This window comes from Streptomyces wedmorensis, from assembly GCF_000716445.1.
GTDB lineage: Bacteria > Actinomycetota > Actinomycetes > Streptomycetales > Streptomycetaceae > Streptomyces > Streptomyces wedmorensis.
Window position 1 is genome coordinate 158,689 of record NZ_JNWK01000004.1, and the last position, 23,434, is coordinate 182,122.

The window sequence follows — 23,434 nt, forward strand, 5'->3', positions numbered from 1 at the left end:
ATACTGCTGGGGTGACCACCGCATACGACGCCGTCGTGCTCGCCGGGGGCGCCGCCCGGCGCCTCGGCGGCTCCGACAAGCCCGGGGTACGGGTCGGGGGCCGGACCCTCCTCGACCGGGTGCTGGCGGCCTGCCCCGACGCGGGCCGGACCGTGGTCGTCGGCGACCCGCGCCCGACGGTCCGCCCCGTCCGATGGACCAGGGAGGAGCCGCCCGGCGGCGGCCCGCTGGCCGCCCTCGACGCCGGGGCGCGGGAGACGGATGCCGACGTCCTCCTCGTCCTCTCCGCCGACCTCCCCTTCCTCGACGACGCCACCGTCCGGCGCCTGTCGGCCGCGCTCGACGACGCCCCCGATGCCGAGGTCGCGCTCCTCACCGACGCCGAGGGGCGGGACCAGCCGCTGGTCGCCGCGTACCGGTCGGGCCCGCTGCGCCGTGAACTCGCCCGGCTCGGCCACGAGCACGGCGGCCTCGCGGACCTGCCGCTGCGCGGGCTCACGCGGGTGCTCCGCTCCGTCCGGGTCGCCGCCGAGTCCCAGGCCTCCTTCGACTGCGACACCTGGGAGGACATCGCCGTCGCCCGCGCCCGCATCAGGGAGCATGGGACCGTGCTGGACGAATGGATCACCGCAGTCAAGAACGAACTGGGCATCGAGCTGGACGTCGACACCGGCGTGCTGCTCGACCTGGCCCGGGACGCCGCCCACGGCGTGGCCCGCCCCGCCGCACCCCTGACCACGTTCCTGGTCGGGTACGCGGCGGCGCTCGCGGGCCCCGAGGGCGGTCCCGGGGCGGTCGCCGAGGCCGCCCGCAAGGCCGCGGCCCTGGCCCAGAGTTGGGCCGCCGAGCAGGACGAGGCCGGATGAGTCCGAAGGAACCCCTCCCCGTGCCGGAGCAGCCCGCCGCCCCGGCGCCCGCGAACCCGGCGGCCTCAGGGTCCGGCGCGGTCTCCGAGCCCGGTGCCGCCGCCTCCGGTGCCCGCGGGAAGTCGGGCGGGGCGCATCGGGCCACCGCCTGGCCCGAGGCGCGGGCCGCCGCGGTCCGCGCCGGGTCCACCGCGCGGACCGGCCGGGAGCCGTCGTGCGTCCCGCTCGGGCAGGCCCTCGGGCGAGTGCTCGCCGAGCCGCTCGCGGCCCTCACCGATCTGCCCCCCTTCGACACCTCCGCCATGGACGGCTGGGCCGTCGTGGGTCCCGGCCCCTGGGCCGTCCGCGAGGAGGGCGCCGTCCTCGCCGGACACGCGCCCGTCGTCGTACCGGCCGAGGGCGAGGCCGTACGGATCGCCACCGGCGCCCGTGTCCCGCCCGGGACCACCGCCGTCCTCCGTAGCGAACACTCCCGGACCGAACGGGCCGAACGGGCCGAACGGACCGACCGGACTGAAGGGACTGAACGGGCCGAACGGACCGAATCGGCCGAGCTGAAGGAACCGACCGAGCCATCCGAACCGACCGAGCCCGCGAGGCCGGCCGGGGCCGCGGCTTCCGCCGACCGCCCGGGACCGGTGCCCGCCGCCCCGCTTCTGCTGCACGCGCTGCGGGAGGTCGTGCCGGGGCAGGACATCCGGCCCCGGGGCCAGGAGTGCGGTGCGGGGGACGAGCTGCTGCCCGAAGGCATCGTCGTGACCCCCGCCGTGCTGGGCCTCGCGGCGGCCGCCGGTTACGACGAGCTGCGCGTACGGCCCCGCGCCCGGGTGGAGATCCTGGTCCTCGGCGACGAGCTGCTCTCGACGGGGCTCCCCCGCGAGGGCCTCATCCGGGACGCGCTCGGCCCGATGCTCGGCCCCTGGCTGGAGGCGCTCGGTGCCGAGGTGCTCGGCACCCGCCGGATCGGCGACGACGCCGAGGCGCTGTACGCGGCCGTCACCGGCTCCCCCGCCGACCTGGTCGTCACCACCGGCGGCACCGCGTCCGGGCCGGTGGACCACGTTCACCAGGTGCTCGACAAGGCGGGCGCGACCCTCCTGGTCGACGGCGTGAAGGTCCGGCCCGGCCATCCGATGCTCCTGGCGGCCCTCGGCGGCCGACGCCATCTCGTCGGGCTCCCCGGCAACCCGCTCGCCGCCGTCTCCGGACTGCTCACCCTTGCCGAGCCCCTGCTCGCCGCCCTGACCGGGAACGCCCTCTCCGAGGGACGTTCCCCCGTCGAGGGCGATGTGCACGGGCATCCCCATGACACCCGGCTCGTCCCGGTCGTCCGCCCTGGCGGACGGGCCGTCCCGCTCCGCTACAACGGACCGGCCATGCTCCGCGGCATCGCCGCCGCGGACGGCCTGGCCGTCGTTCCGCCCGGCGGCGCGCGGTCCGGCCAGGAGCTGACCGTCCTCGACCTTCCGTGGCCGGCGGCGGGGGCCGTTCCGGTCCAAGGAGCGTGTTTCACGTGAAACTTCCCAGCCGTGACGCGATGGCCCGCCATGCCGACGAGAGGATCTCGGGCCCGCGGGTCAGGCTGCCCCGCCGGGTCGTGGAGAACCCGCTCCGTCAGGTCGGCAAGCGGCTTCTGATGGCGCTCGGCGTGCTGCTGCTGACGGTCGTCATCGTCTACGTCGACCGCGAGGGCTACCACGACAACGCCAACGAGACGGTCGACCTCCTCGACTGCTTCTACTACGCGACCGTGACGCTCTCCACCACCGGATACGGCGACATCGTCCCGTACAGCGACTCGGCACGCCTCGTCAACATCCTGCTCGTCACGCCCCTGCGCGTGCTCTTCCTGATCATCCTGGTCGGCACCACTCTCGAGGTCCTCACCGAACGGACCCGGGAAGAGTTCCGGCTGAACCGCTGGAGGTCCACCTTGCGCGACCACACCGTCATCGTCGGCTTCGGGACGAAGGGGCGGTCCGCGATCCAGACCCTCTGCGCCACCGGGCTCCGCAAGGACCAGATCGTCATCGTCGACCCCTCCACCAAGGTGATCGAGACGGCGAACACGGACGGTTTCGTCGGGGTGATCGGCGACGCGACCCGCAGCGACGTGCTGCTCCGCGCCGAGGTGCAGCGAGCCCGTCAGATCGTCATCGCCACCCAGCGCGACGACACGGCCGTCCTGGTCACCCTGACGGCCAGGCAGCTGAACCGGGGCGCGAAGATCGTCGCCGCGGTCCGCGAGGAGGAGAACGCGCCGCTGCTCCGTCAGTCCGGTGCCGACGCGGTCATCACCAGTGCCAGCGCCGCCGGACGCCTGCTCGGCCTCTCCGTGCTGAGCCCCAGCGCCGGCACCGTGATGGAGGACCTGATCCAGCAGGGCTCCGGACTCGACCTCGTCGAACGCCCGGTGACCAAGAGCGAGGCCGGCAAGAGCGTGCGGGAGACCGATGACCTGGTGGTGAGCGTGCTCCGCGGCCACCGGCTGCTCGGGTACGACGACCCCGCGGCCAGCCCGCTCCAGCTCACCGACCGGGTGATCACCATCGTGCGCGCCGCACCCGTGACCCCGCTCTCCACACCGCCGGAGGACTGACCGGAGGACCGTCCGGGAGGACCGGCCGGAAGACCGGCCGGAAGACCGGCCGGAAGACCGGCCGGAAGACCGGCCGGAGGACCGGATGGAGGAGCGCCGGAGGACGACCGGCCGACGGTTCCGCGGGGCCCGGTGCGGGGCGGTCGAGCGGAGTAGCCTCGCCGCCATGCATGCGATCACGATTCCGGAACCCGGCGGTCCCGAGGCCCTCGTCTGGGCCGAGGTTCCCGATCCCGTACCCGGCGAGGGCGAGGTCCTCGTCGAGGTGGTGGCGAGCGCGGTCAACCGCGCCGATCTGCTCCAGCGCCAGGGCTTCTACGACCCGCCGCCGGGCACCTCGCCCTACCCCGGCCTCGAGTGCTCGGGCCGGATCGCGGCCCTCGGCCCCGGGGTGTCGGGCTGGTCGGTCGGCGACGAGGTCTGCGCCCTGCTCGCCGGCGGCGGCTACGCGGAGAAGGTCGTGGTCCCGGCCGGTCAGCTGCTTCCCGTGCCGGAGGGCGTCGACCTGGCCACGGCCGCCGCGCTCCCCGAGGTCGCGTGCACGGTCTGGTCCAACATCTTCATGATCGCCCACCTGCGGCCGGGCGAGACGCTGCTCGTGCACGGCGGCGCGAGCGGCATCGGCACGATGGCGATCCAGCTGGCGAAGGCGGTCGGGGCGCGGGTCGCGGTCACGGCCGGCGGTCCGGAGAAGCTGAAGCGCTGCGCCGAGCTGGGCGCGGACGTCCTCATCGACTACCGCGAGCAGGACTTCGTCGAGGAGCTGGCCAAGGCGACGGACGGCGCGGGCGCCGACGTCATCCTGGACATCGTCGGCGCCAAGTACCTGGAGCGGAACGTGAAGGCGCTGGCCGTCAACGGACGGCTGGTGGTCATCGGTCTCCAGGGTGGAGTGAAGGGCGAGCTGAACCTCGGGGCGCTGCTCGCGAAGCGCGCGGCCGTCATGGCGACCACGCTGCGCTCCCGGCCCGCGGAGGAGAAGGCGGCGATCGTCGCCGCCGTCCGGGAGCACGTCTGGCCCCTGATCGGCGGGGGCACGGTCCGGCCGGTCGTCGACCGTACGGTGCCGATGCCGGAGGCCGCCGACGGGCACCGGGCCCTGGAGTCCGGCGGCCACGTCGGCAAGGTGCTGCTGCTCGCCCCCCAGGGCTGACCCCGCACCGGGCGAGGCCGTCTCCCCAGGGCCGACCCCGCACCGGGCGAGGCCGTCTCCCCAGGGCTGACCCCGCACCGGGCGAGGCCGTCTCCCCAGGGCTGACACCCGCACCGGGCACCCCCCCGGGGGGGGGCTGACCCCGCACCCGCCCGAGACGGCGGAGGGCCCGGCACACGAGGTGTGCCGGGCCCTCGGCCGTATGGGCGGGAGCTACAGGTACGGACCCGAGCGCACGGCGTGACCGTGGCCGCGGTCGTCGTCGTCATCGTCGTGGGACGCACCCGGCGGGAGGGCGCGCCGCATCTGCTCCAGCTGGGCGCGGGCCGCCATCTGCTGGGCGAACAGCGCCGTCTGGATGCCGTGGAAGAGGCCTTCGAGCCAGCCCACCAGCTGGGCCTGCGCGATGCGCAGCTCCGCCTCGGAGGGGATCGCCTCGTCGGTGAACGGCAGGGAGAGCCGCTCCAGTTCCTCGACCAGTTCGGGCGCGAGCCCGTCCTCCAGCTCCTTCACGGAGCTGGCGTGGATGTCCTTGAGCCTGACCCGGCTGGCCTCGTCGAGAGGTGCCGCGCGTACTTCCTCCAGGAGCTGCTTGATCATGCTGCCGATCCGCATGACCTTCGCAGGCTGCTCGACCATTTCCGTCACCGGGACCTCGCGGGGTTCGTCGTCGCCCTGAGTGCCGCCGAGCGCCATCCCGTCCTGTCCCACGATGAGGACCTGGGGGCTCTCCTGCGACCTGTCATTCCTCGGCATCTCCATGCCGCCATTCTCTCGTACACATGCGTCATCCCAAGGTGTGCCCCTGTACGGGGGTGATCCACCCTCGTACAGGGGCACAGGTCGCGACGAGGTCCGTCAGGTCGCCGCGCGCCGGGCCAGCGCGCCGCGCGAGCGGGTCACCAGGGCCGCGAGCAGGGCGGCGCCCAGCGGGACGGCGACGAGCAGGCCGCCCAGCGTCTCCCAGGGGATGACGATCGGCAGGTCGGGCAGGGGGGAATCGCCGCTCCAGCCCTGGGCGAGGTTCTGCTCGTGGACGCGGATCTGGCTGCGTTCCTCGGTGAGCCGGAGGCCCACCGCGGGCAGCAGGCCGGCGGCCGAACCGAGGATCACGCCCATCGCGGCGACCACTCCGCACTGGAACCCGCTGAGCGTGCGGCGGACCCGGGGCGGGGCGCCCACGGCGGCGAGCGTCTTCAGGTCGGCCTCGGCGTCGGCCTGCGCGAGGCCGGTGGCGATGCCGGCGGCACCGATGGTGACCAGGCCGGCGAAGACGGCCAGCGAGAGCAGGATGATGCCGTCGTTGCCGACGAAACCTTCCTCCAGGTGCAGCTCGATGGAGCTGCCGAGCTTGGCGAGCTCGCCGTCGAGCTTCTGGCGCTGCTCGCTGTCCGGAAGCCGGTCGGTGCTGACGTACACGCCCAGCGGCACCGTAGCGAGGCCGGCGGACTTGGCGGTGGCCGGGGTCATGAGGGCCTGGACGCCGTACGTCTTCTTGTCGCCGGGCACCAGGTAGGCCGGCAGGGAGTCGACCTCGCCGGGGTAGGGGCGGTGCTCCTCGGCGGCCTTGTCGGCGGCGGCCGCGTCGGTGATCTGCTTGATGCCGATGGTGCCCTTCTCGTCGACGAGGGCGCGGCTGAAGCTGACGACCTTGCCGTCGGCGAGGGCCTTCACGGTCGCGGGGTCGTCGACGCCGAGGACCTTGAGCAGTGCGGCGTCACCGACGAGCAGGCCGCCGTCGGAGACGTACATCCCGCTGCTCCCGGACGTCTTGCACCGCCAGTCGTCGGTGAGCATCTTCCGCCGCTGCTCGGGCGTGTACTTCTCCGACGGGTCGGCGCCTCCCGGGAGGGACGCGTACATCGGGCATTCGTTCGCCGGAGGGACGATGACCTCGTAGCGGCCGCAGCCGGTGCCCTGCTCCCACTGCGAGCAGCCGGGCTTGCCGACCGAGATGCGCTCGACATCGGCGCGGACGTCGACGGGGAAGGCGCGCTGGACGGCCTCGCGGACGGCGGGGACGTCCCGGCCGCCCTCCTCGGGGACGAAGGCGGAGGCGACGCCGTACGGCAGCAGCGGTGTGTACTCGGCCTTCTTCTGGGCCTCGCTGCTGGCCATGTACGTGGAGACGGCGACCGTGCCCGCGACGGCGGCGAGGACGGCGGCGACGGCGGGGGCCGTACGGCCCCGGTTGCGGACGGCGTCCCGCAGCGCGAGGCGCGGGGAGAGCGGCAGCCAGCGGCCGGTCCGGCCGAACAGGCCCACCAGGGCCGGGGTCATGGCGACGACGCCCAGCTCGGCGATGGCGGAGCCGCCCGCCACGATGACGAACTGCTCGGTGACGATCGACCCGAAGAGGGCGATCGCGGCGCCGATGAGGAGGGCCGCGAGGCCGATCAGGGGCAGGACCCGGCTGCTGCGACGGACTCCGCGCCGGCCGGTGAGCGAGGCGAGGACGGTCTGCCGGGAGGCGGTGACGGCCGGGACGATCGCGGCGAGCAGGCCGGTCAGGACCGCGAGCAGCGCGATGCCGAGCAGTTCGAGGGGCCGGACGTCGAAGGCCCCGAACCGCTGGCCCATGACGCCTTCCAGGACCGGCTGGAGCACCAGGGTCAGGATCACGGCGAGGACGGTGCCGGTGACGGCGGCTGCGATGCCGATGACCAGACCGCCGCTCAGCACGATGGCCCGGATGTGGCTGCGGGCACCGCCGTTGGCTCCGACCAGGCCGAGTTGGCGGCGCGAGCGGCGGGCGCCGACCGCGAACGCGGGTCCGGCGAGCAGGCAGATCTCCAGCATGGCCAGGCCGACGACGGTGCTGACGGCCGCGAGTTCGGCGGCCCGGGCCGCCGGGCTGGCCGCGTAGTTGCCTCCCCAGCCGTCCTTCTGGAAGAGCGGCACCTCGGCATCGGCGGGCGGGTCGAGCGCCACGGCGCGCGAGACGACGGCGACGCCCTTGGTGTTGATCTGCTGCACGGTGTTCCACGTGAAACCACCGGGCTTGCGCACCAGGTACGAGACGGAGGTGTCGGGCGCGGGCAGGCCCGCCTTCTCGACGGCCTTTCCGTACGGCGCGAGGAACGCCCCCGGCAGCGCGTTGACCTGATCGGCCTTGAGCGAGTCGGGAAGTTCGTAGGTGCCGACGATCCGGTACGGGCGATCGAAGTTGCGGGCGGAAAGGGTCGAGCCGACCGACAGAGCGCTGGTCTCCAGGAAGTGCGAGGTGACCATGACCTCGTCGTTCTTCTCCGGGAAACGCCCGTCGAGGAGCACCATGATCCCGCGGGCGACCGGGTCGGACGCCTTGAGCTCGCGCACCTCCGTCATCAGCAGGCCGTGGGCCGTGGTCAGCTTGGCCGAGCCCGTTCCGTCCGTGAGGACGGTGGAGCCCGCCGGGATGGCCTTGGTGACGTCGGTGGGGCCGCTCGGCCAGCTACCGTCCTGGGGTTCCTTGGCCGGCGTGTGCATCTCGCCGGCCGGGTCCTGGAGGATCGGGACACCGCCCATCTGGGCGTCGCGGAGGCGTGCGTCGGCCGCGCCGATCGTCCGCTCCACCCGCTCGGCGGGGGAGAGTTCGGAGCTGCGGTAGGTCAGGTCGAAGGCGCTGACGCCCAGGATGGGCAGGGCGATCATCGCGAGGACGAGGGAGCTGCGGCCCTTGGAGCGCCAGGCGTCGCGCCGGGCGATGCGGATGGCTGCCCGCCAGGAGTGGAACCAGGTCTTCACGCCTCGGCCACCTGGCCCGACAGGAGCGAGTCGGCGTCGCTGCGCACGGTCTGGTCGACGATGGCGCCGTCCCGGAGGAACACGACGCGGTCGGCCCAGGCCGCGAACCGCGGCTCGTGGGTGACGAGGACGCCGGCGGCGCCCGCGTCACAGCGCGAACGGAGCAGGGCGAGCACGGACTCCCCGGTCTCGGAGTCGAGGGCGCCGGTCGGCTCGTCGGCGAGGACGAGCCGACGGTCGCCGACGAGGGCGCGGGCGATGGCCACCCGCTGCTGCTGGCCGCCCGACATCTCGTCGGGGAAGCGGTCGGCGAGGTGGCCGAGTCCCATCTCCTCCAGCGCGGCCACGGCCTCGACGCGGGCCTTGCGGGCGGAGGTCCCGTCCAGCTCGCGGGGCAGGGCCACGTTCTCGGCCGCGGTCAGGGCCGGGATGAGGTTGTAGTCCTGGAAGACGTAGCCGATGCTGCGGCGGCGCAGGGCGGCGAGCTCCTTGACGCTCGCGGCGGTGATGTCGGTGTCCTCGACGATCACCCGGCCCGAGCTGGGGGTGTCGAGACCGCCCGCGATGGTGAGCAGGGTGGACTTCCCGGAGCCGGACGGCCCCATGACGGCGACGAGTTCGCCCGGGTACACGGCGAGGTCGATCCCGCGCAGTGCGTGCACCTCGGTGGCGCCCGAGCCGTGGACACGGGTCAGGTTCTGGAGTTGCAGCACGGGCTGCTGTGTGGACATCGAGGGGTCCCCCCTTGGGACGTACGCGGCGGACTGCCGGGTACGGAGCGTGCGGTGGAAGGTGGTGCGTCAGCGGTACGGGCGGAGCGCGCGCGTGCGGTCAACGCGCCCCGGGCGTACCGGTGGTCGAGGTGTCATGCGCCCGCGGCGCGGCGGAGACGGCCGGAGCCTCGGGGGCGGCGGCGGAGGCGCCGGGGACGGTCGGTGCCGCCGGGCCGGCCGGGGCCCCCGGCGCCGTCGCGGACAGCCGGATCAGCCGGGACTCGCAGTGGTCGAGCCAGCGGGCCTCGGCCTCGGTCTGGAAGATCAGCTGCTCCAGGACGAGCAGCCAGGCGACGTCGTCGCGTTCCCGGGCGCCGCCGCGCTCGACGGCCGCGAGCGCCTGGGCCTTGAGCCGGGTGTAGTCCTGCATCGCCTTGACGGTGTGCCGGCGCTGGGACTGGATGACGTCGCGGATGTCGACGGACGGCGCGCCGACGGCCATGGCGAGCTTGATGGCCAGCTCGTCGCGGGCCGGGCTGGTGCGGTCCACCGGCTTCTCGAACCAGGTCCTGAGCTCGGTGCGACCGTCTTCGGTGATCGTGTAGAGCGCGTGCCCTGCCGCGTCCTCGCCGCTCTGGGCGACCATGCCGTCGCGCTCCAGACGGCTGAGCGTCGTGTAGACCTGGCCGACGTTGAGCGGCCAGGTGGCGCCGGTGCGGGACTCGAACTCCGTACGGAGCTGGGAGCCGTAGCGAGGGCCGCGTTCGAGGAGGGCGAGGAGCCCGTGGCGGATCGACATACTCAGTATGTATACCGGGTATGCCGCCGCCGACAACCGTCCTGAGTGGGAAGCGGCGGGTCCGCCTCAAGGGGGACCCGGGCGCTCAGCGGCGGCGCATCCGCAGGCCGAGGAAGCCGATCCCGAGCCCCATCAGAGCCAGCCCCGCGCCCAGGGTGAGGACGGGAATCCGCTGGTCGGCAAGGGTGGGCGGGGTCTCGGCCGCCAGCCGGGAGCCCGCGGCGGGCAGGGTGGCCGGCACGGCCTCGGGCACCACCGCGTCCTCCTCCCGTACCTCCTCGGGCTCCTCCTCCACGGCCTCCTCGCCGTCCGGCTCTGTAGCGGTTTCGGTACGAGAAGGATCCGGCGACGGAGCCGTGGCGCTCGCCGACGCGCTCTCGGAGCGGCCGGGGCGCTGCCGCCCCTCACCGGCCGGCCGGCCCGCCAGCGAGGCGGAGCCGCTGGGCGCCGGGGCGTCGCTGGGCCCGGCGCTCGGCCCGGCGCTCGGCCCGGCGCTCGGCCCGGCCGGGGACCCCGAAGCCGAACCGGCACCGGTACGGGTACCGGTCGGCGCGGGGGCCGGGGAAACGGGCTTCCCGGACCCTCCGGTGCGCCCCGGCGTGGCAGTGCCGGTGCCAGTGCCGGGACCCGTCGTGGGAGGGGTCGCGGAAGTCATGGAGGAAGAGGGGGAGACGGACGGCGCCGACGGGGTGGTGCCGGTCGGCGGCGGCGTCGGGGCGGTGGTGCTCACCGACGTGTGCGGTGGGTCCGCCGGGTTGGCGATGGGCGCGGCGTACAGGGCGCACGCACCGACGAACGCGCAGGTGAACGCGGGTCGGAGGGCCCGCGCCCGTGTCCTGCGGAGTGCTGGAGTCACCGGGTGACCCCCTCCCGTGCAGAGCCGCCGAGGTAGTCGACTCAGCGTCACATGGCAGGAAGGTTCCGGCATCCGGGCGGAGGCAGCGGGCGTACGGCGACGGCTTTCGCCGTCGCCGTACGACGGTCGTCTACTGCGGCGGGTTGCCCGTCGAGACGCTGAGGGTGAACTCGGCGTCCTTGTCGGTGATGTCCTGGCCGGCCGGCGGGTACTGCTCCAGGACCGTGCCTTCGCCGTACGTGGACTCGTCCACCGGCGTCTGGGTCATGATCTTCCACCCGGCCGCCTGGACGCAGGCCTTCACCGACTGGATGTTCTTGTAGGTGAAGTTCGGGACCTCGAACTTGGAGGGGTCGTCGCTCGACTCGTCCGGCTGCGAGCATTCCTTCGGGTCGATCGTCTTGGTCAGGTCCGGACCCTTGTGGCCGGGCGCCGCCGTCTGGCTCTGCTGGGTGTCGGTCCCGCCGGTGCCGCCGGCCTCCGGGTCCTTGTCCTCGTCGAGGTTGAGCGCGACGAGGAGTCCGCCGACCGCGAGGAGGGCGACCGCGATCGCGCCCACGAGCACCGGGGTGTTCCGTCGGGAGCCGCCGCCGGACGGGGTGGGGGCGTACTGCGCGGGCGCCGGGGTGGGCGCGTACGGCGCGGGCGTCGGCACCGAGGCGTACGGCGCCGGCGTCGGGGCCTGCTGCGGGTAGCCGTACGCGGGGCCCGGCGCCGGAGTGGTGGGGCCGTAGGGGCCGGGCTGCGGCGTCGGCGGCTGGTACGGCTGCTGCAGGCCGTGCGGGGTGGGCGGCGGGGTCTGACCGACCGGCGGGAAGACCGCCGAGCCGACGCCCGCGCCGCTGCTGACCGGACCGCCCTGGACGATCATCGGGGCACCGGTCTGGCCGGCCGCGAGCACTCGCAGGCACTCGTCGCGCATCGCCGCCGCGCTCGGGAAGCGCTCGTTCGGGTTCTTCCGCAGCGCGCGGGCGACGAGCGCGTCCATCGCCGGCGTCACCGCGCGGTTGACGGACGACGGGGCGACCGGCTCCTCCTGCACGTGCGCGTACGCGATGGCGAGGGGGGAGTCGGCGTCGAAGGGCAGACGGCCCGTCAGCAGCTGGAAGAGCATGATGCCGACCGAATAAAGGTCGGAGCGGGCGTCCACCGCGCGCCCGAGGGCCTGCTCGGGGGAGAGGTACTGCGGGGTGCCGACGACCATGCCGGTCTGCGTCATCGAGGTGACCCCGGACTGCATGGCCCGCGCGATGCCGAAGTCCATGACCTTGACGACGCCGCGCTTGGTCGTCATCACGTTGCCGGGCTTGATGTCGCGGTGGACCAGGCCCATCTCGTGGCTGACCTCGAGGGCGGCCAGCACGTCGCCCGTCACCTTGAGCGCCTTGTCGGCGGGCATCGCGCCGTACTGCTGGATGTCCGAGGCGAGGACCGAGCCGAGCGGCTGGCCCTCCACGTACTCCATGACGATGTACGGCATGACGGCGCCGTCGAGGGTGTCCTCGCCGGTGTCGAAGACCGAGACGATGTTCGTGTGCGAAAGCTTCGCGACGGCCTGCGCCTCACGGCGGAAGCGCTCGCGGAAGGACTGCTCCCGGCCGAGTTCGGTGTGCAGCGTCTTGATCGCGACCTGGCGGTCGAGGGCGCTGTCGTAGGCCAGGTACACGGACGCCATGCCGCCCTCGCCGAGAAGATCGCGCAGCTGGTACCGGCCGCCCGCGACCGAACCGCCCGCATAGCGGCCCTGTGCGCCGTCCTGGCTCATCTGTGCTTCCCCCTACGCGCGCGTGGCGGCGTTGATCCGGATTTTCTCGGCCAAGTCTGCCCGAGGGCAGTGACACGTCAAGCCGGGTGCCCGTTCCGTGACCCTCCGCACAGGAACCCTCTCCGAAGCGTTTCGGCGGCGGCCGGACGACGTCACCGAATTTGCACAGGTGTACGGGGACGGGGTTGGATGGCCGGTCCATCTCGGACCGTGATGTCGTACGGAGCCTGTAGCGTGACGACTGGACACGGCACGACAGACGACGGCGAGGACTGATGGCACCCGAATCCGGAGCAGATGGCGGTGTGCCGGACGCGGCAGCGGAGTCCTGGGGCGTCGGCGGGGTCGTCGGTGACGGACGCTACCGCCTGACGCACCGTCTGGGCCGCGGCGGCATGGCGGAGGTCTTCGCCGCCGAGGACGTACGGCTCGGCCGCACGGTCGCGGTGAAGCTGCTCCGCGCCGACCTCGCCGAGGACCCGGTCTCCAAGGCCCGCTTCACGCGCGAGGCGCAGTCGGTCGCCGGCCTCAACCACCACGCCATCGTCGCCGTGTACGACTCCGGCGAGGACCTGGTGTCCGGCCGGCCCGTGCCGTACATCGTGATGGAGCTCGTCGAGGGCCGCACCATCCGCGACCTGCTGCTCAGCGCCGAGGCGCCCGGGCCCGAGCAGGCCCTCATCATCGTCTCCGGCGTCCTGGAGGCGCTGGCCTACTCGCACCAGCACGGCATCGTGCACCGCGACATCAAGCCGGCGAACGTCATCATCACGCACACCGGCGCGGTGAAGGTCATGGACTTCGGCATCGCCCGTGCCCTGCACGGCGCGCAGTCGACGATGACCCAGACCGGCATGGTCATGGGCACCCCCCAGTACCTCTCCCCCGAGCAGGCGCTCGGCAAGGCCGTCGACCACCGCTCCGACCTGTACGCGACGGGCTGCCTGCTCTACGAACTCCTCGCGCTGCGGCCCCCCTTCACCGGCGAGACGCCGCTCTCCGTCGTGTACCAGCACGTGCAGGACGCGCCGGTCCCGCCGTCCGAGGTCACCGCGGGGGTGCCGCCGGAGCTCGACGGGCTGGTGATGCGCTCCCTCGCGAAGGACCCGGACGACCGGTTCCAGAGCGCCGAGGAGATGCGCGGGCTCATCCAGTACGGCCTGCAGATGCTCCAGCAGCTCGGCGGCCACACCGGCACCTGGAACACCGGACCGGTCGACATGCACGACGGCGGACGCACCCCCGCCGGCGGCATGGCCGCGACCACCGCGATGGGCCACCCCATGCACGGGGAGACCGCGCAGGGCCCGCTCCTCCCGCCGATGAACCCGGACGACGGCGGGTACGGCGGTTACGACGGCGGCACGGGCGGCACCGGCGGCTACGGCCAGGACGGGTCGTACGGCTCGCAGGGCGGTGGCAACGGCGGCCGCGGCAAGCTGTGGCTGTTCGTCGCGCTCGCGCTGATCGCGGTCGTCGCCGGTGTCGTGTACGCGATCGACAAGGCCGCCGACAAGAACGGCGACGTGAAGACGCCGACGACCGTCAGCAACTCGCCGTCGACGGCCTCCGAGGAGCCCACGCCGTCGGAGGAGCCCACCGAGGAGCAGACGCAGGAGAGCACCTCGGACGGCGGCGCGACCCAGGAGCCGTGGAACCCGCCGACGACGCGCACGCCGACCGAGCCCACGGGCACGCCGACGACGGAACCGCCGACGGAACCGACCACGGAGCCGCCGACCGAGCCCACGGGCACGCCGACCGGCACGAGCGAGCCGCCGACCGACCCCACCACGGACCCGGGGACCGACCCCACCGACGACTCGGGCGGCGGCGGGAACCCGGGCACCCCTCCGTCGACCGGATCGGCCCGCTGACACGACCGCCCGCGGGCCCCGGCCTCAGCCGGCGAACGCGTCGCGCACCGCCTCGTACTCACGGGTCCACCAGACCGCCAGGGCCGACACCGCAGGAAACTGCGGGTCGGCCCTTCGGTCGTGCAGCTGGTAGCGCCAGCGCAGCGTCCAGAAGTCGTTGAGCCGCTCCCACCACACCCGGTGCGCCGCCGTCGCGAGCTCGCCGCCGCAGGCACCGGTCGCCCGCCGGTACGCGCGCGCGTACGCCCGGACCTTCTCCAGGGCCAGCTCGCCCTCGGGCCGTACGAAGAAGATGGCGGCGGCCCTGACGGCCTCCTCGGCCCTGGGACGGACCCCGAGCCGGTCCCAGTCGACGATCGCGGCGGGCTCGGCGCCCCGGTAGAGCAGGTTCAGGGGGTGGAAGTCGCCGTGCACCCAGCCGGCGGCGGCGGCCGGCGGGGGCCGGTGGTGGGCGTGCTGGGCGAGCAGCCGGCGGCGCTCCCTGAGCCGGTGCTCGGCGAGCGCGTCGAAGCTGTCGCGCGGGCGGTGCGCGCGGGCGAGGCGGATGAGTTCGTCGATGGCCCGGAAGGTGTCCTGGAGGTCGGCGCTGGCGCGGTCGTCGGAGTGGGGCGGGCCGGCCGGGCCGGAGGGTTCCATGACCCGGTCGAGGGCGATGTGGACCTGTCCGAGCAGGGTGCCGAGGCGGCGGGAGCAGCCGGCGGTGAGCTGGGCGCCGTCGCGGTGGCGGCCGTCGATCCAGGGGTGCAGGGCGTAGCAGTGGCCGTCGACGACGGCGACCGTGCGGCCTTCGGCGTCGGCGAGCGGCGGGGCGACGGGCAGGCCGAGGGCGTGCAGGCGCTGGGTGGCGCGGTGCTGGCGGACGATGGTGGCGCGGTCGGCGGTGGGCGCGTCCAGGTGCTGTTTCAGGAAGTACGTGCCGCGCGTGGTGGTGAGGCGGAAGCCTCGGTTGAGCAGGCCCTCGGTGACGGGCACGCAGGCGAGGGGCTCTCCGGCGTGCCGGTGGCGGCGCAGCAGTGTGCGGACGGGCGGGGCACCCGCAGGACGCGCGTGCCGTCCGGCGGGCGGGGCACCGACGGGCCCGGGGGCCACCGGGCAGGTGCCTGCCGAGGCGTCGGGCGGCGCGGCGGGGTGTTCAGATGAGCGCGGCACCCGCCAGATGTTAGATCACGCTACGTGGTGGAGGTGTCGCCTTACGGAAGGGGTGGCGGCCCGGGCCGTCGGGGTCTCGCTCGTGTAGTCGAGCGCGTGCACCGTCACGAACTGCGGTTCGATGCGCATGAAGACCGGGACGAACGGTTCGCCGTCCACGGTCTCCGGTTCGGGCCCGAAGGCCGCGAGTTCCTCGGCGGTCGGCTCGACGATCTCGGCGGTGCCGGTGAACTGCACGGACCAGAGGTTCTCGGACCCGGAGTTGAGGTTGTCCGCCCCGTACGCGACGACGCTGCCGTTGCAGGCACGGTGGTAGTCGAGCCCCTGGTGCATCCGGAGCAGGACGCGGCCGTCGGAAACGATGTGCCGTGCGGGGGCGACGAACGGCATCGCCCGCATGCTCGTCGCCACTCGGCCGTAGGACACGCGGCGGAGCAGCTCGATGGCGCGGATCTCGTCGGTGGACATGGTTCCACTGTCCGCCACCGGCACCGTGTCGGGAAAGGGGCCCCTGCCCCGGTTCGGCGGGGACGTAGGTCCCGAAAACGACCTGGGGCCCCGGTCTGGTCCGTACGGGTGAGGTACGAACCGGTCCGGAGCCGTGCGGAGGTCAGTGACGCTCGGCCTGGAGCCGTGCCACGTACGCGGCGGCCTGCGAGCGCCGCTCCATGCCCAGCTTCGACAGCAGGCTGGAGACGTAGTTCTTGATGGTCTTCTCCGCGAGGTGGAGCCGCTCGCCGATCACCCGGTTGGTCAGGCCCTCGCCGATCAGGTCCAGGATCCTGCGCTCCTGCTCCGTCAGGTTGGCGAGCTTGTCGTCACCCTTGGGGTTGTTGCCGTCGCGCAGCCGCTCCAGGACGCGGGCGGTCGCCACCGGGTCGAGCAGCGACTTGCCGGCCGCCACGTCCCGCACGGCGTTCAGCAGTTCGTTGCCCCGGATGGCCTTGAGGACGTAACCCGAGGCCCCGGCCATGATCGCGTCGAAGAGCGCCTCGTCGTCGGCGTACGACGTCAGCATCAGGCATTTGATCGACTCGTCGTGCGAGCGGATCTCGCGGCACACCTCCACGCCGCTGCCGTCGGGCAGCCGGACGTCGAGCACCGCGACGTCGGGGCGGGTCGCGGGGATCCTGACCAGCGCGTCCGCCGCCGTGCCGGCCTCGCCGACCACCTCGATGTCGTCCTCCACGGAGAGCAGCTCGTGGACGCCGCGCCGGACGACTTCATGGTCGTCCAGCAGAAATACCCGGATTTTTCCATCTTCGCGCACGACGTCAGTCTCACATATTGGCTCTTCCCGCGCCCGGGGTGCGCGGGATAACGTGCCCGTTGTTCCGGCGGCCCCTTCAAGCCGCTGCCGACGCGCTGACCAGCCGCGCTTCCCGCTTTTCTCGATTTACTTGGAAATCCAAGCAAAATCGCAGGTCAAGTGGGGTTTCGCGGGAATGCTGCGCTGTGGGTAACGTGCCTATGACAGGGGCGCTCGCCGGGGCACCTGTCACGCCCGACCCCGGCCGCGTCGCACCCACCCCGTGCGAAGGGTACGGATAAGGCGGAGAGCCGCACTGGCCTTACCGGCGAACCCGGGGGCCGGACCGACGGAGGAGCACGCACGTGACCGTGGAGAGCACTGCCGCGCGCAAGACGACGCGACGCAGCAGCGGCACCAAGCGCACCGCAAGCGCGAGCACTGGCACCACCAAGAAGACGAGCACGCGCGCCGAGGCGGACGCTGTGGAGCCCGAGCTCGTCCAGCTGCTGACGCCCGAAGGAGAGCGCGTCCAGCACCCCGATTACGACATCGATCTGAGCGCCGAGGAGCTGCGCGGCCTGTACCGCGACATGGTCCTCAGCCGCCGCTTCGACGCCGAGGCCACCGCGCTGCAGCGCCAGGGCGAGCTGGGCCTGTGGGCCTCGCTGCTCGGCCAGGAGGCCGCTCAGATCGGCTCCGGCCGCGCGCTGCGGGACGACGACTACGTCTTCCCCACCTACCGTGAGCACGCCGTCGCCTGGTGTCGCGGGGTCGACCCCACCAACCTGCTCGGCATGTTCCGCGGTGTGAACAACGGTGGCTGGGACCCGAACACCAACAATTTCCACCTGTACACGATCGTTCTCGGCTCGCAGACCCTGCACGCCACCGGCTACGCCATGGGTATCGCGAAGGACGGTGCGGACTCCGCCGTTATCGCGTACTTCGGTGACGGCGCCTCCAGCCAGGGCGACGTGAACGAGTCGTTCGTCTTCTCCGCGGTTTACAACGCCCCGGTCGTGTTCTTCTGCCAGAACAACCAGTGGGCCATTTCCGAGCCCATCGAGAAGCAGACCCGCGTTCCGCTCTACCAGCGGGCCCGCGGCTTCGGCTTCCCCGGTGTCCGCGTCGACGGCAACGACGTCCTCGCGTGCCTGGCCGTGACCCGGTCGGCGCTGGAGCGCGCCCGCCGCGGCGAGGGCCCGACGCTCATCGAGGCGTACACCTACCGCATGGCCGCCCACACCACCTCCGACGACCCGACCCGCTACCGCCGGGACGCGGAGCGCGAGGAGTGGGAGGCGAAGGACCCGATCCAGCGCCTCAAGACGTACATGGAGAACGAGGGCCACGCCGACGCCGCCTTCTTCGAGGAGCTGGAGACGGAGAGCGAGGCGCTCGGCAAGCACGTCCGCGAGGTCGTCCGCGCCATGCCCGTCCCGGAGCACATGGCGATCTTCGACAACGTGTACGCGGACGGGCACGCGCTCGTCGACGAGGAGCGCGCTCAGTTCGCCGCCTACCAGGCGTCCTTCGAGGGCGGAGAGGCCGAGTAATCATGGCTGTTCAGAAGCTTCCCCTCGCGAAGGCGCTCAACGAGTCGCTGCGCAAGGCCCTGGAGACCGACCCCAAGGTCCTGATCATGGGCCTGGACGTCGGCAAGCTCGGCGGTGTCTTCCGGATCACCGACGGGCTGCAGAAGGACTTCGGCGAGGACCGGGTCATCGACACCCCGCTCGCCGAGTCCGGCATCGTCGGCACCGCGATCGGTCTCGCCCTGCGCGGCTACCGCCCGGTCGTGGAGATCCAGTTCGACGGCTTCGTCTTCCCGGCGTACGACCAGATCGTGTCCCAGCTGGCGAAGATGCGGGCCCGTTCGCTCGGCACCGTGAAGATGCCGATCGTCATCCGCATCCCGTACGGCGGCGGCATCGGCGCCGTCGAGCACCACTCCGAGTCCCCCGAGTCGCTCTTCGCGCACGTCGCGGGCCTCAAGGTCGTCACCCCGGCGAACTCCAACGACGCCTACTGGATGCTCCAGCAGGCGATCCAGAGCGACGACCCGGTCATCTTCTTCGAGCCCAAGCGCCGCTACTGGGACAAGGGCGAGGTCGACACCGAGGCCATCCCGGGCGAGCTGCACAAGGCCCGGGTCGCCCGCGAGGGCACGGACCTCACCCTGGTGGCCTACGGCCCGATGGTGAAGACCTGCCTGGAGGTGGCCGAGGCCGCCGCCGAGGAGGGCAAGTCGATCGAGGTCGTGGACCTGCGCTCGATCTCCCCGCTCGACTTCGACACCATCCAGGCCTCGGTCGAGAAGACCCGCCGCCTGGTCGTCGTCCACGAGGCGCCGGTGTTCTTCGGCTCCGGTGCGGAGATCGCCGCCCGGATCACCGAGCGCTGCTTCTACCACCTGGAGGCCCCCGTCCTGCGGGTCGGCGGCTACCACGCGCCGTACCCGCCGGCGCGCCTGGAGGAGGAGTACCTGCCGGGCCTGGACCGCGTGCTCGACGCCGTCGACCGCTCGCTGGCGTACTGAGGAGAGCACCGTGACGATCCGCGAATTCAAGATGCCCGACGTGGGCGAGGGCCTCACCGAGGCCGAGATCCTCAAGTGGTACGTCCAGCCCGGTGACACCGTCACCGACGGCCAGGTCGTGATCGAGGTCGAGACGGCCAAGGCCGCCGTCGAACTGCCCATCCCCTTCGACGGCACGGTCCACGAGCTGCTCTTCCCCGAGGGGACGACGGTCGACGTCGGCCAGGTCATCATCTCGGTGAACGTCGGCGGCGAAGCCGCTCCGGCGGCCCCCGCGGCCCCGGTGGCCGAGCCCGCCCCGGCGGCCGCCGCTCCTGCCGCGCCGGTCGCCGAGGAGGAGCCGCAGGGCCGCCAGCCGGTCCTGGTCGGCTACGGCGTGGCCGCGAGCTCCACCAAGCGCCGGCCGCGGAAGGGAGCCGGGAGCCCCGCGCCGGCCCAGACCGCGCCCGTCGCCGTGTCCGTACCGGAGCAGCTCAACGGGCACGCGCCGGTCGCCGACCGGCCGCTGGCCAAGCCGCCGGTCCGGAAGCTCGCGAAGGACCTCGGCGTCGACCTGGCGACGGTCACCCCGACCGGCCCGGACGGCGTCATCACCCGCGAGGACGTCCACGCGGCGGCCGCGCCGGTGGCCGCTCCGGCGCCCGCGCCCGTCGCCCCGGCCCCTGCCCCGGCGCCCGTGCCGGCCCCGGCAGCGGTGCCCGTCGCGGCGGTGGCGTCCGACGCCCGGGAGACCCGTGTGCCCATCAAGGGCGTACGGAAGGCCACGGCGGCGGCGATGGTCGGTTCGGCCTTCACCGCACCGCACGTCACCGAGTTCGTGACCTTCGACATCACGCGCACGATGAAGCTGGTCGAGGAGCTCAAGTCCGACAAGGACATGGCGGGCCTGCGGGTCAACCCGCTCCTCCTCATCGCCAAGGCCGTGCTCGTCGCGGTCAAGCGCAACCCGGAGATCAACGCGGCCTGGGACGAGGCGGCGCAGGAGATCGTCCTCAAGCACTACGTGAACCTGGGCATCGCCGCGGCCACCCCGCGCGGTCTGATCGTGCCGAACATCAAGGACGCGCACGCCCAGACCCTGCCCGAGCTCTCGAAGTCCCTGAGCGAGCTCGTCGCCACCGCCCGCGAGGGCAAGACCACGCCGGCGGCGATGCAGGGCGGCACCTTCACCATCACCAACGTCGGCGTCTTCGGCGTCGACACCGGTACGCCCATCCTGAACCCCGGCGAGTCCGCGATCCTCGCGGTCGGTGCGATCAAGCTCCAGCCGTGGGTCCACAAGGGCAAGGTGAAGCCCCGCCAGGTCACCACGCTGGCCCTCTCCTTCGACCACCGCCTGGTCGACGGCGAGCTCGGCTCCAAGTTCCTCGCGGACGTCGCCGCGGTACTGGAGCAGCCGAAGCGGCTCATCACCTGGGCGTGAGGCCCGAGTTGCGACGTTTCACGTGAAACACCCGGCCGGGGATGACACCATCCCCGGCCGGGTGTTTCCCTTTGTGTCTCACGCTTCGAGGGGGAAGTCCATGGGACAGCTGGGACCGCTGGAACTGGTCGGGGACCGATGGGTGATAGGTGATCCCGAGCGCGCCGGAGGGATGTGCCTGGTCCTGACCGCCGAAGGCATGGAACACCGGGCGAACGGCACTGCGGAGCCGCTGGAGGTCCTGCCGTGGTCCAGGGTCATGGAGCTGGGCATCCGCACCACCTACCGGGCCTGGATGGCGACCCGCGGCGGTACCGCACTCGTCTGGGCCGCTCAGTCGGACGCCATCGACATGGGCCGCGACGCCTGCTCCGTACACGCCCTCGTGCGCCATCCGTACGACGACTGGTACGCGCGCTACAGCCACCACGAGCGCCGCTACACGGGTGTGCACATCTACCTCGTGATCGAGCTCTTCCGGGCGCTCTCCGAGGCGAAGCTGACGCATCGGCTGGGCGACGCGGAGTGGCTCGGCGCGGTCGTCGAGCAGGTGGCGCCCCTGCCGCACCGGCGGTCGTCGGTCCGGCGGATCCGCGAGATCATCGCAGCCGTCTCCGCCTGATCCCGGCGGCGCCCGGCCCCTCCGGCTGCCGCGTCCACATCGCGGACGAGGCTGCCTGTTGCACCTCTGTTGTATCTATGCTGTGCGCATGCCATCAGCGCCCGCCGGTCCCGTCCCGCTGCCCACCAAGCAGCCACCCGCCGCCGACCGTGTCTACATGCACGTCAAGCAGGCCGTGCTCGACCGGCGTTACGAGGGGGGAACCCTGCTGACCGAGGGCGAACTCGCGGACGCGGTGGGGGTGTCGAGGACGCCCGTGCGCGAGGCGCTGCTCAAGCTGGAGATGGAAGGGCTGCTCAAGCTCTACCCGAAGAAGGGCGCCCTCGTCCTCGCCGTCTCCGCCCAGGAGATCGCCGACGTCGTCGAGACCCGGCTGCTCGTCGAGGAGTTCGCCGTCCGCCGGGCCGTGCCCGCGCCCGCCTCGCTGATCGCCCGCCTCGAGGAGCTCCTGGAGGAGCAGAAACTGCGGGCCGCGGCCGGGGACCTCGCGGAGGTGGCGGTCACCGACCGCTGCTTCCACGCCGAGATCGTCCAGCACGCCGGCAACCAGATCCTCTCCCGCCTCTACGACCAGCTCCGCGACCGCCAGCTGCGCATGGGCGTCGCCGTGATGCAGTCCCAGCCCGACCGCGTCGCCAAGAACATCGCCGAGCACGCCGAGATCCTCGACCGGATCCGCGCCGGCGACGTCGAGGGCGCGGCCCACTGCGTCCGCCAGCACCTCAGCTGGGTCAAGGTCCTGGTCCGGGGTGAGGACCGGTGAACAGGGCCTACGGCTCCGCCGTCACCCTGCCCGGCGACCCGCCCGGCGGCCGCCGCGCCGCGCTCGTCTGGGGCGTCGGCGTCGCCGTCTACTTCGTCGCCGTCATCTTCCGCACGTCCCTGGGCGTCGCCGGCCTCGACGCCGCCGACCGCTTCGACGTCAACGCCTCCGCGCTCTCCACCTTCTCCATACTCCAGCTGCTCGTCTACGCGGGCATGCAGATACCCGTCGGCCTCATGGTCGACCGGCTCGGCACCAAGAAGGTCCTGGCCCTCGGCGTCGTCCTCTTCACCGTCGGCCAGCTCGGCTTCGCGCTCTCCCCCTCCTACGGCACCGCGCTCGCCTCCCGCGCCCTCCTCGGCTGCGGCGACGCCATGACGTTCATCAGCGTCCTCAGGCTCGGCAGCCGCTGGTTCCCGGCCCGCCGCGGCCCGCTCATCGGCCAGGTCGCAGCCCTCTTCGGCATGGCGGGCAACCTGGTCTCCACCGTCTTCATCGCCCGCGCCCTGCACGGCCTCGGCTGGACGACCACCTTCGTCGGCAGCTCGCTCGCCGGCGTCGTCGTCCTCGTCCTGCTGCTGCTGTTCCTCAAGGACCACCCCGAGGGGTACGAGCCCCAGCCCTCCACGCACGCGGGCGCCGCCTTCGTCCGCCGGCAGATCGCCGAGTCGTGGCGGGAACCCGGCACCCGGCTCGGCATGTGGGTCCACTTCACCACCCAGTTCCCCGCGATGGTGTTCCTGCTGCTGTGGGGGCTGCCGTACCTCGTCGAGGCGCAGGGCCTGTCCCGGTCCACCGCCGGGGCCCTGCTCACCCTGGTGGTGCTCTCGAACATGGTCGTCGGCCTCGCGTACGGGCAGATCATCGCCCGCCACCACACGGCCCGCGCACCGCTCGCCCTCGGCACCGTCGCCGCCACCGCGCTGCTGTGGGGGGCCACCCTCGCGTACCCCGGTGACCACGCCCCGATGTGGCTGCTCGTCACGCTCTGCGCGGTCCTCGGCGCCTGCGGACCCGCGTCGATGATCGGCTTCGACTTCGCCCGGCCGGCGAATCCGCCGGAACGTCAGGGCACCGCGTCCGGCATCGTCAACATGGGCGGGTTCGTGGCCTCGATGACGACCCTGCTCGCCGTCGGGGTGCTGCTCGACGCGACCGGCGACAACTACCGGATCGCGTTCTCGTCGGTCTTCGTCCTGGAGGCGGTCGGCGTGGTGCAGATCCTGCGCCTCAAGGCCCGCACCCACCGCAGGGAACGGGAACGGCTCGTCGCCAGCCGCGTGGAAGCCGTCCACGTGCCCGCGTAGGGGCGTTGCCGGGGCGGCCGGAGAG

21 protein-coding genes are annotated in these 23,434 nt (G+C 72.8%); 12 read left to right on the plus strand and 9 right to left on the minus strand.

Going from position 1 to position 23,434, the window contains the following annotated elements; all coding sequences use genetic code 11:
- Positions 1-11 precede the first annotated feature (11 nt).
- The 4 genes from OO54_RS04255 to OO54_RS04270 all read left to right on the plus strand — a co-directional run bounded on the left by OO54_RS04255 (position 12) and on the right by OO54_RS04270 (position 4,618).
- On the plus strand, positions 12-866 hold the full coding sequence (locus tag OO54_RS04255) for an NTP transferase domain-containing protein (protein WP_033201492.1): 855 nt from the start codon (positions 12-14) through the stop codon (positions 864-866).
- Positions 863-2,383, plus strand: a complete 1,521-nt coding sequence (locus tag OO54_RS04260) for a molybdopterin molybdotransferase MoeA (protein WP_033201493.1) — start codon at positions 863-865, stop codon at positions 2,381-2,383. The genes OO54_RS04255 and OO54_RS04260 overlap by 4 nt, the downstream gene beginning before the upstream one ends.
- Entirely contained in the window at positions 2,380-3,465 is a 1,086-nt protein-coding gene (locus tag OO54_RS04265) for a potassium channel family protein (RefSeq protein WP_051786694.1), read from the plus strand. Before OO54_RS04260 ends, OO54_RS04265 begins: the two co-directional genes overlap by 4 nt.
- A 166-nt stretch (positions 3,466-3,631) precedes the next feature.
- Positions 3,632-4,618, plus strand: a complete 987-nt coding sequence (locus OO54_RS04270; protein WP_033201495.1) for an NAD(P)H-quinone oxidoreductase — start codon at positions 3,632-3,634, stop codon at positions 4,616-4,618.
- 213 nt (positions 4,619-4,831) lie between these two features.
- Here the strand turns inward: OO54_RS04270 and OO54_RS04275 are convergent, their stop codons facing one another.
- The 5 genes from OO54_RS04275 to OO54_RS04295 all read right to left on the minus strand — a co-directional run bounded on the left by OO54_RS04275 (position 4,832) and on the right by OO54_RS04295 (position 10,151).
- The gene (locus tag OO54_RS04275; protein WP_017240334.1) at positions 4,832-5,380 is read right to left on the minus strand and encodes a bacterial proteasome activator family protein; all 549 of its coding nucleotides are present in this window, start codon (positions 5,378-5,380) and stop codon (positions 4,832-4,834) included.
- Positions 5,381-5,476: 96 nt separating this feature from the next.
- Positions 5,477-8,344, minus strand: coding sequence for an ABC transporter permease (locus OO54_RS04280; protein ID WP_033201496.1), 2,868 nt, complete (start codon positions 8,342-8,344; stop codon positions 5,477-5,479).
- Positions 8,341-9,075, minus strand: a complete 735-nt coding sequence (locus OO54_RS04285; RefSeq protein ID WP_033201497.1) for an ABC transporter ATP-binding protein — start codon at positions 9,073-9,075, stop codon at positions 8,341-8,343. The genes OO54_RS04280 and OO54_RS04285 overlap by 4 nt, the downstream gene beginning before the upstream one ends.
- A gap of 100 nt (positions 9,076-9,175) precedes the next feature.
- On the minus strand, positions 9,176-9,856 hold the full coding sequence (locus OO54_RS04290; RefSeq protein WP_033201498.1) for a PadR family transcriptional regulator: 681 nt from the start codon (positions 9,854-9,856) through the stop codon (positions 9,176-9,178).
- 85 nt (positions 9,857-9,941) lie between these two features.
- Complete coding sequence (locus tag OO54_RS04295; RefSeq protein WP_033201499.1) at positions 9,942-10,151, minus strand: hypothetical protein; 210 nt, start codon at positions 10,149-10,151, stop codon at positions 9,942-9,944.
- Positions 10,152-10,212: 61 nt separating this feature from the next.
- Here OO54_RS04295 and OO54_RS04300 point away from each other — a divergent pair, with 61 nt between their 5' ends.
- Positions 10,213-10,719: a hypothetical protein gene (locus OO54_RS04300; RefSeq protein ID WP_033201500.1), complete on the plus strand. Its 507-nt coding sequence runs from the start codon at positions 10,213-10,215 to the stop codon at positions 10,717-10,719.
- A gap of 123 nt (positions 10,720-10,842) precedes the next feature.
- Here the strand turns inward: OO54_RS04300 and OO54_RS04305 are convergent, their stop codons facing one another.
- Positions 10,843-12,477, minus strand: coding sequence for a protein kinase domain-containing protein (locus OO54_RS04305; protein ID WP_033201501.1), 1,635 nt, complete (start codon positions 12,475-12,477; stop codon positions 10,843-10,845).
- A 275-nt stretch (positions 12,478-12,752) separates the two neighbouring features.
- On the opposite strand from OO54_RS04305, the gene OO54_RS04310 reads away from it, so the two are divergent.
- The gene (locus OO54_RS04310) at positions 12,753-14,354 is read left to right on the plus strand and encodes a protein kinase domain-containing protein (RefSeq protein ID WP_033201502.1); all 1,602 of its coding nucleotides are present in this window, start codon (positions 12,753-12,755) and stop codon (positions 14,352-14,354) included.
- A gap of 24 nt (positions 14,355-14,378) precedes the next feature.
- Here the strand turns inward: OO54_RS04310 and OO54_RS04315 are convergent, their stop codons facing one another.
- The 3 genes from OO54_RS04315 to OO54_RS04325 all read right to left on the minus strand — a co-directional run bounded on the left by OO54_RS04315 (position 14,379) and on the right by OO54_RS04325 (position 16,773).
- Positions 14,379-15,443 (minus strand): phosphotransferase, encoded by a 1,065-nt coding sequence (locus OO54_RS04315; RefSeq protein ID WP_033201503.1) that lies wholly within the window; start codon positions 15,441-15,443, stop codon positions 14,379-14,381.
- A gap of 75 nt (positions 15,444-15,518) precedes the next feature.
- Entirely contained in the window at positions 15,519-15,971 is a 453-nt protein-coding gene (locus tag OO54_RS04320) for a pyridoxamine 5'-phosphate oxidase family protein (protein WP_033201504.1), read from the minus strand.
- 142 nt (positions 15,972-16,113) lie between these two features.
- A complete protein-coding gene (locus OO54_RS04325) occupies positions 16,114-16,773 on the minus strand; it encodes a response regulator (protein WP_017240324.1) in 660 nt (219 codons plus the stop codon).
- A gap of 344 nt (positions 16,774-17,117) precedes the next feature.
- On the opposite strand from OO54_RS04325, the gene pdhA reads away from it, so the two are divergent.
- From pdhA to OO54_RS04355, 6 genes are all read left to right on the plus strand, one after another.
- Positions 17,118-18,311, plus strand: coding sequence for a pyruvate dehydrogenase (acetyl-transferring) E1 component subunit alpha (pdhA, locus tag OO54_RS04330; protein WP_033201505.1), 1,194 nt, complete (start codon positions 17,118-17,120; stop codon positions 18,309-18,311).
- A 2-nt stretch (positions 18,312-18,313) separates the two neighbouring features.
- Entirely contained in the window at positions 18,314-19,294 is a 981-nt protein-coding gene (locus tag OO54_RS04335; RefSeq protein ID WP_017240322.1) for an alpha-ketoacid dehydrogenase subunit beta, read from the plus strand.
- Between the two features lie 31 nt (positions 19,295-19,325).
- On the plus strand, positions 19,326-20,717 hold the full coding sequence (locus tag OO54_RS04340; RefSeq protein WP_051786703.1) for a dihydrolipoamide acetyltransferase family protein: 1,392 nt from the start codon (positions 19,326-19,328) through the stop codon (positions 20,715-20,717).
- A gap of 100 nt (positions 20,718-20,817) precedes the next feature.
- On the plus strand, positions 20,818-21,339 hold the full coding sequence (locus tag OO54_RS04345; protein ID WP_033201507.1) for a hypothetical protein: 522 nt from the start codon (positions 20,818-20,820) through the stop codon (positions 21,337-21,339).
- An 88-nt stretch (positions 21,340-21,427) separates the two neighbouring features.
- Positions 21,428-22,102, plus strand: coding sequence for a GntR family transcriptional regulator (locus tag OO54_RS04350; RefSeq protein WP_033201563.1), 675 nt, complete (start codon positions 21,428-21,430; stop codon positions 22,100-22,102).
- On the plus strand, positions 22,099-23,409 hold the full coding sequence (locus OO54_RS04355; RefSeq protein WP_033201508.1) for an MFS transporter: 1,311 nt from the start codon (positions 22,099-22,101) through the stop codon (positions 23,407-23,409). The genes OO54_RS04350 and OO54_RS04355 overlap by 4 nt, the downstream gene beginning before the upstream one ends.
- Positions 23,410-23,434: the final 25 nt, after the last annotated feature.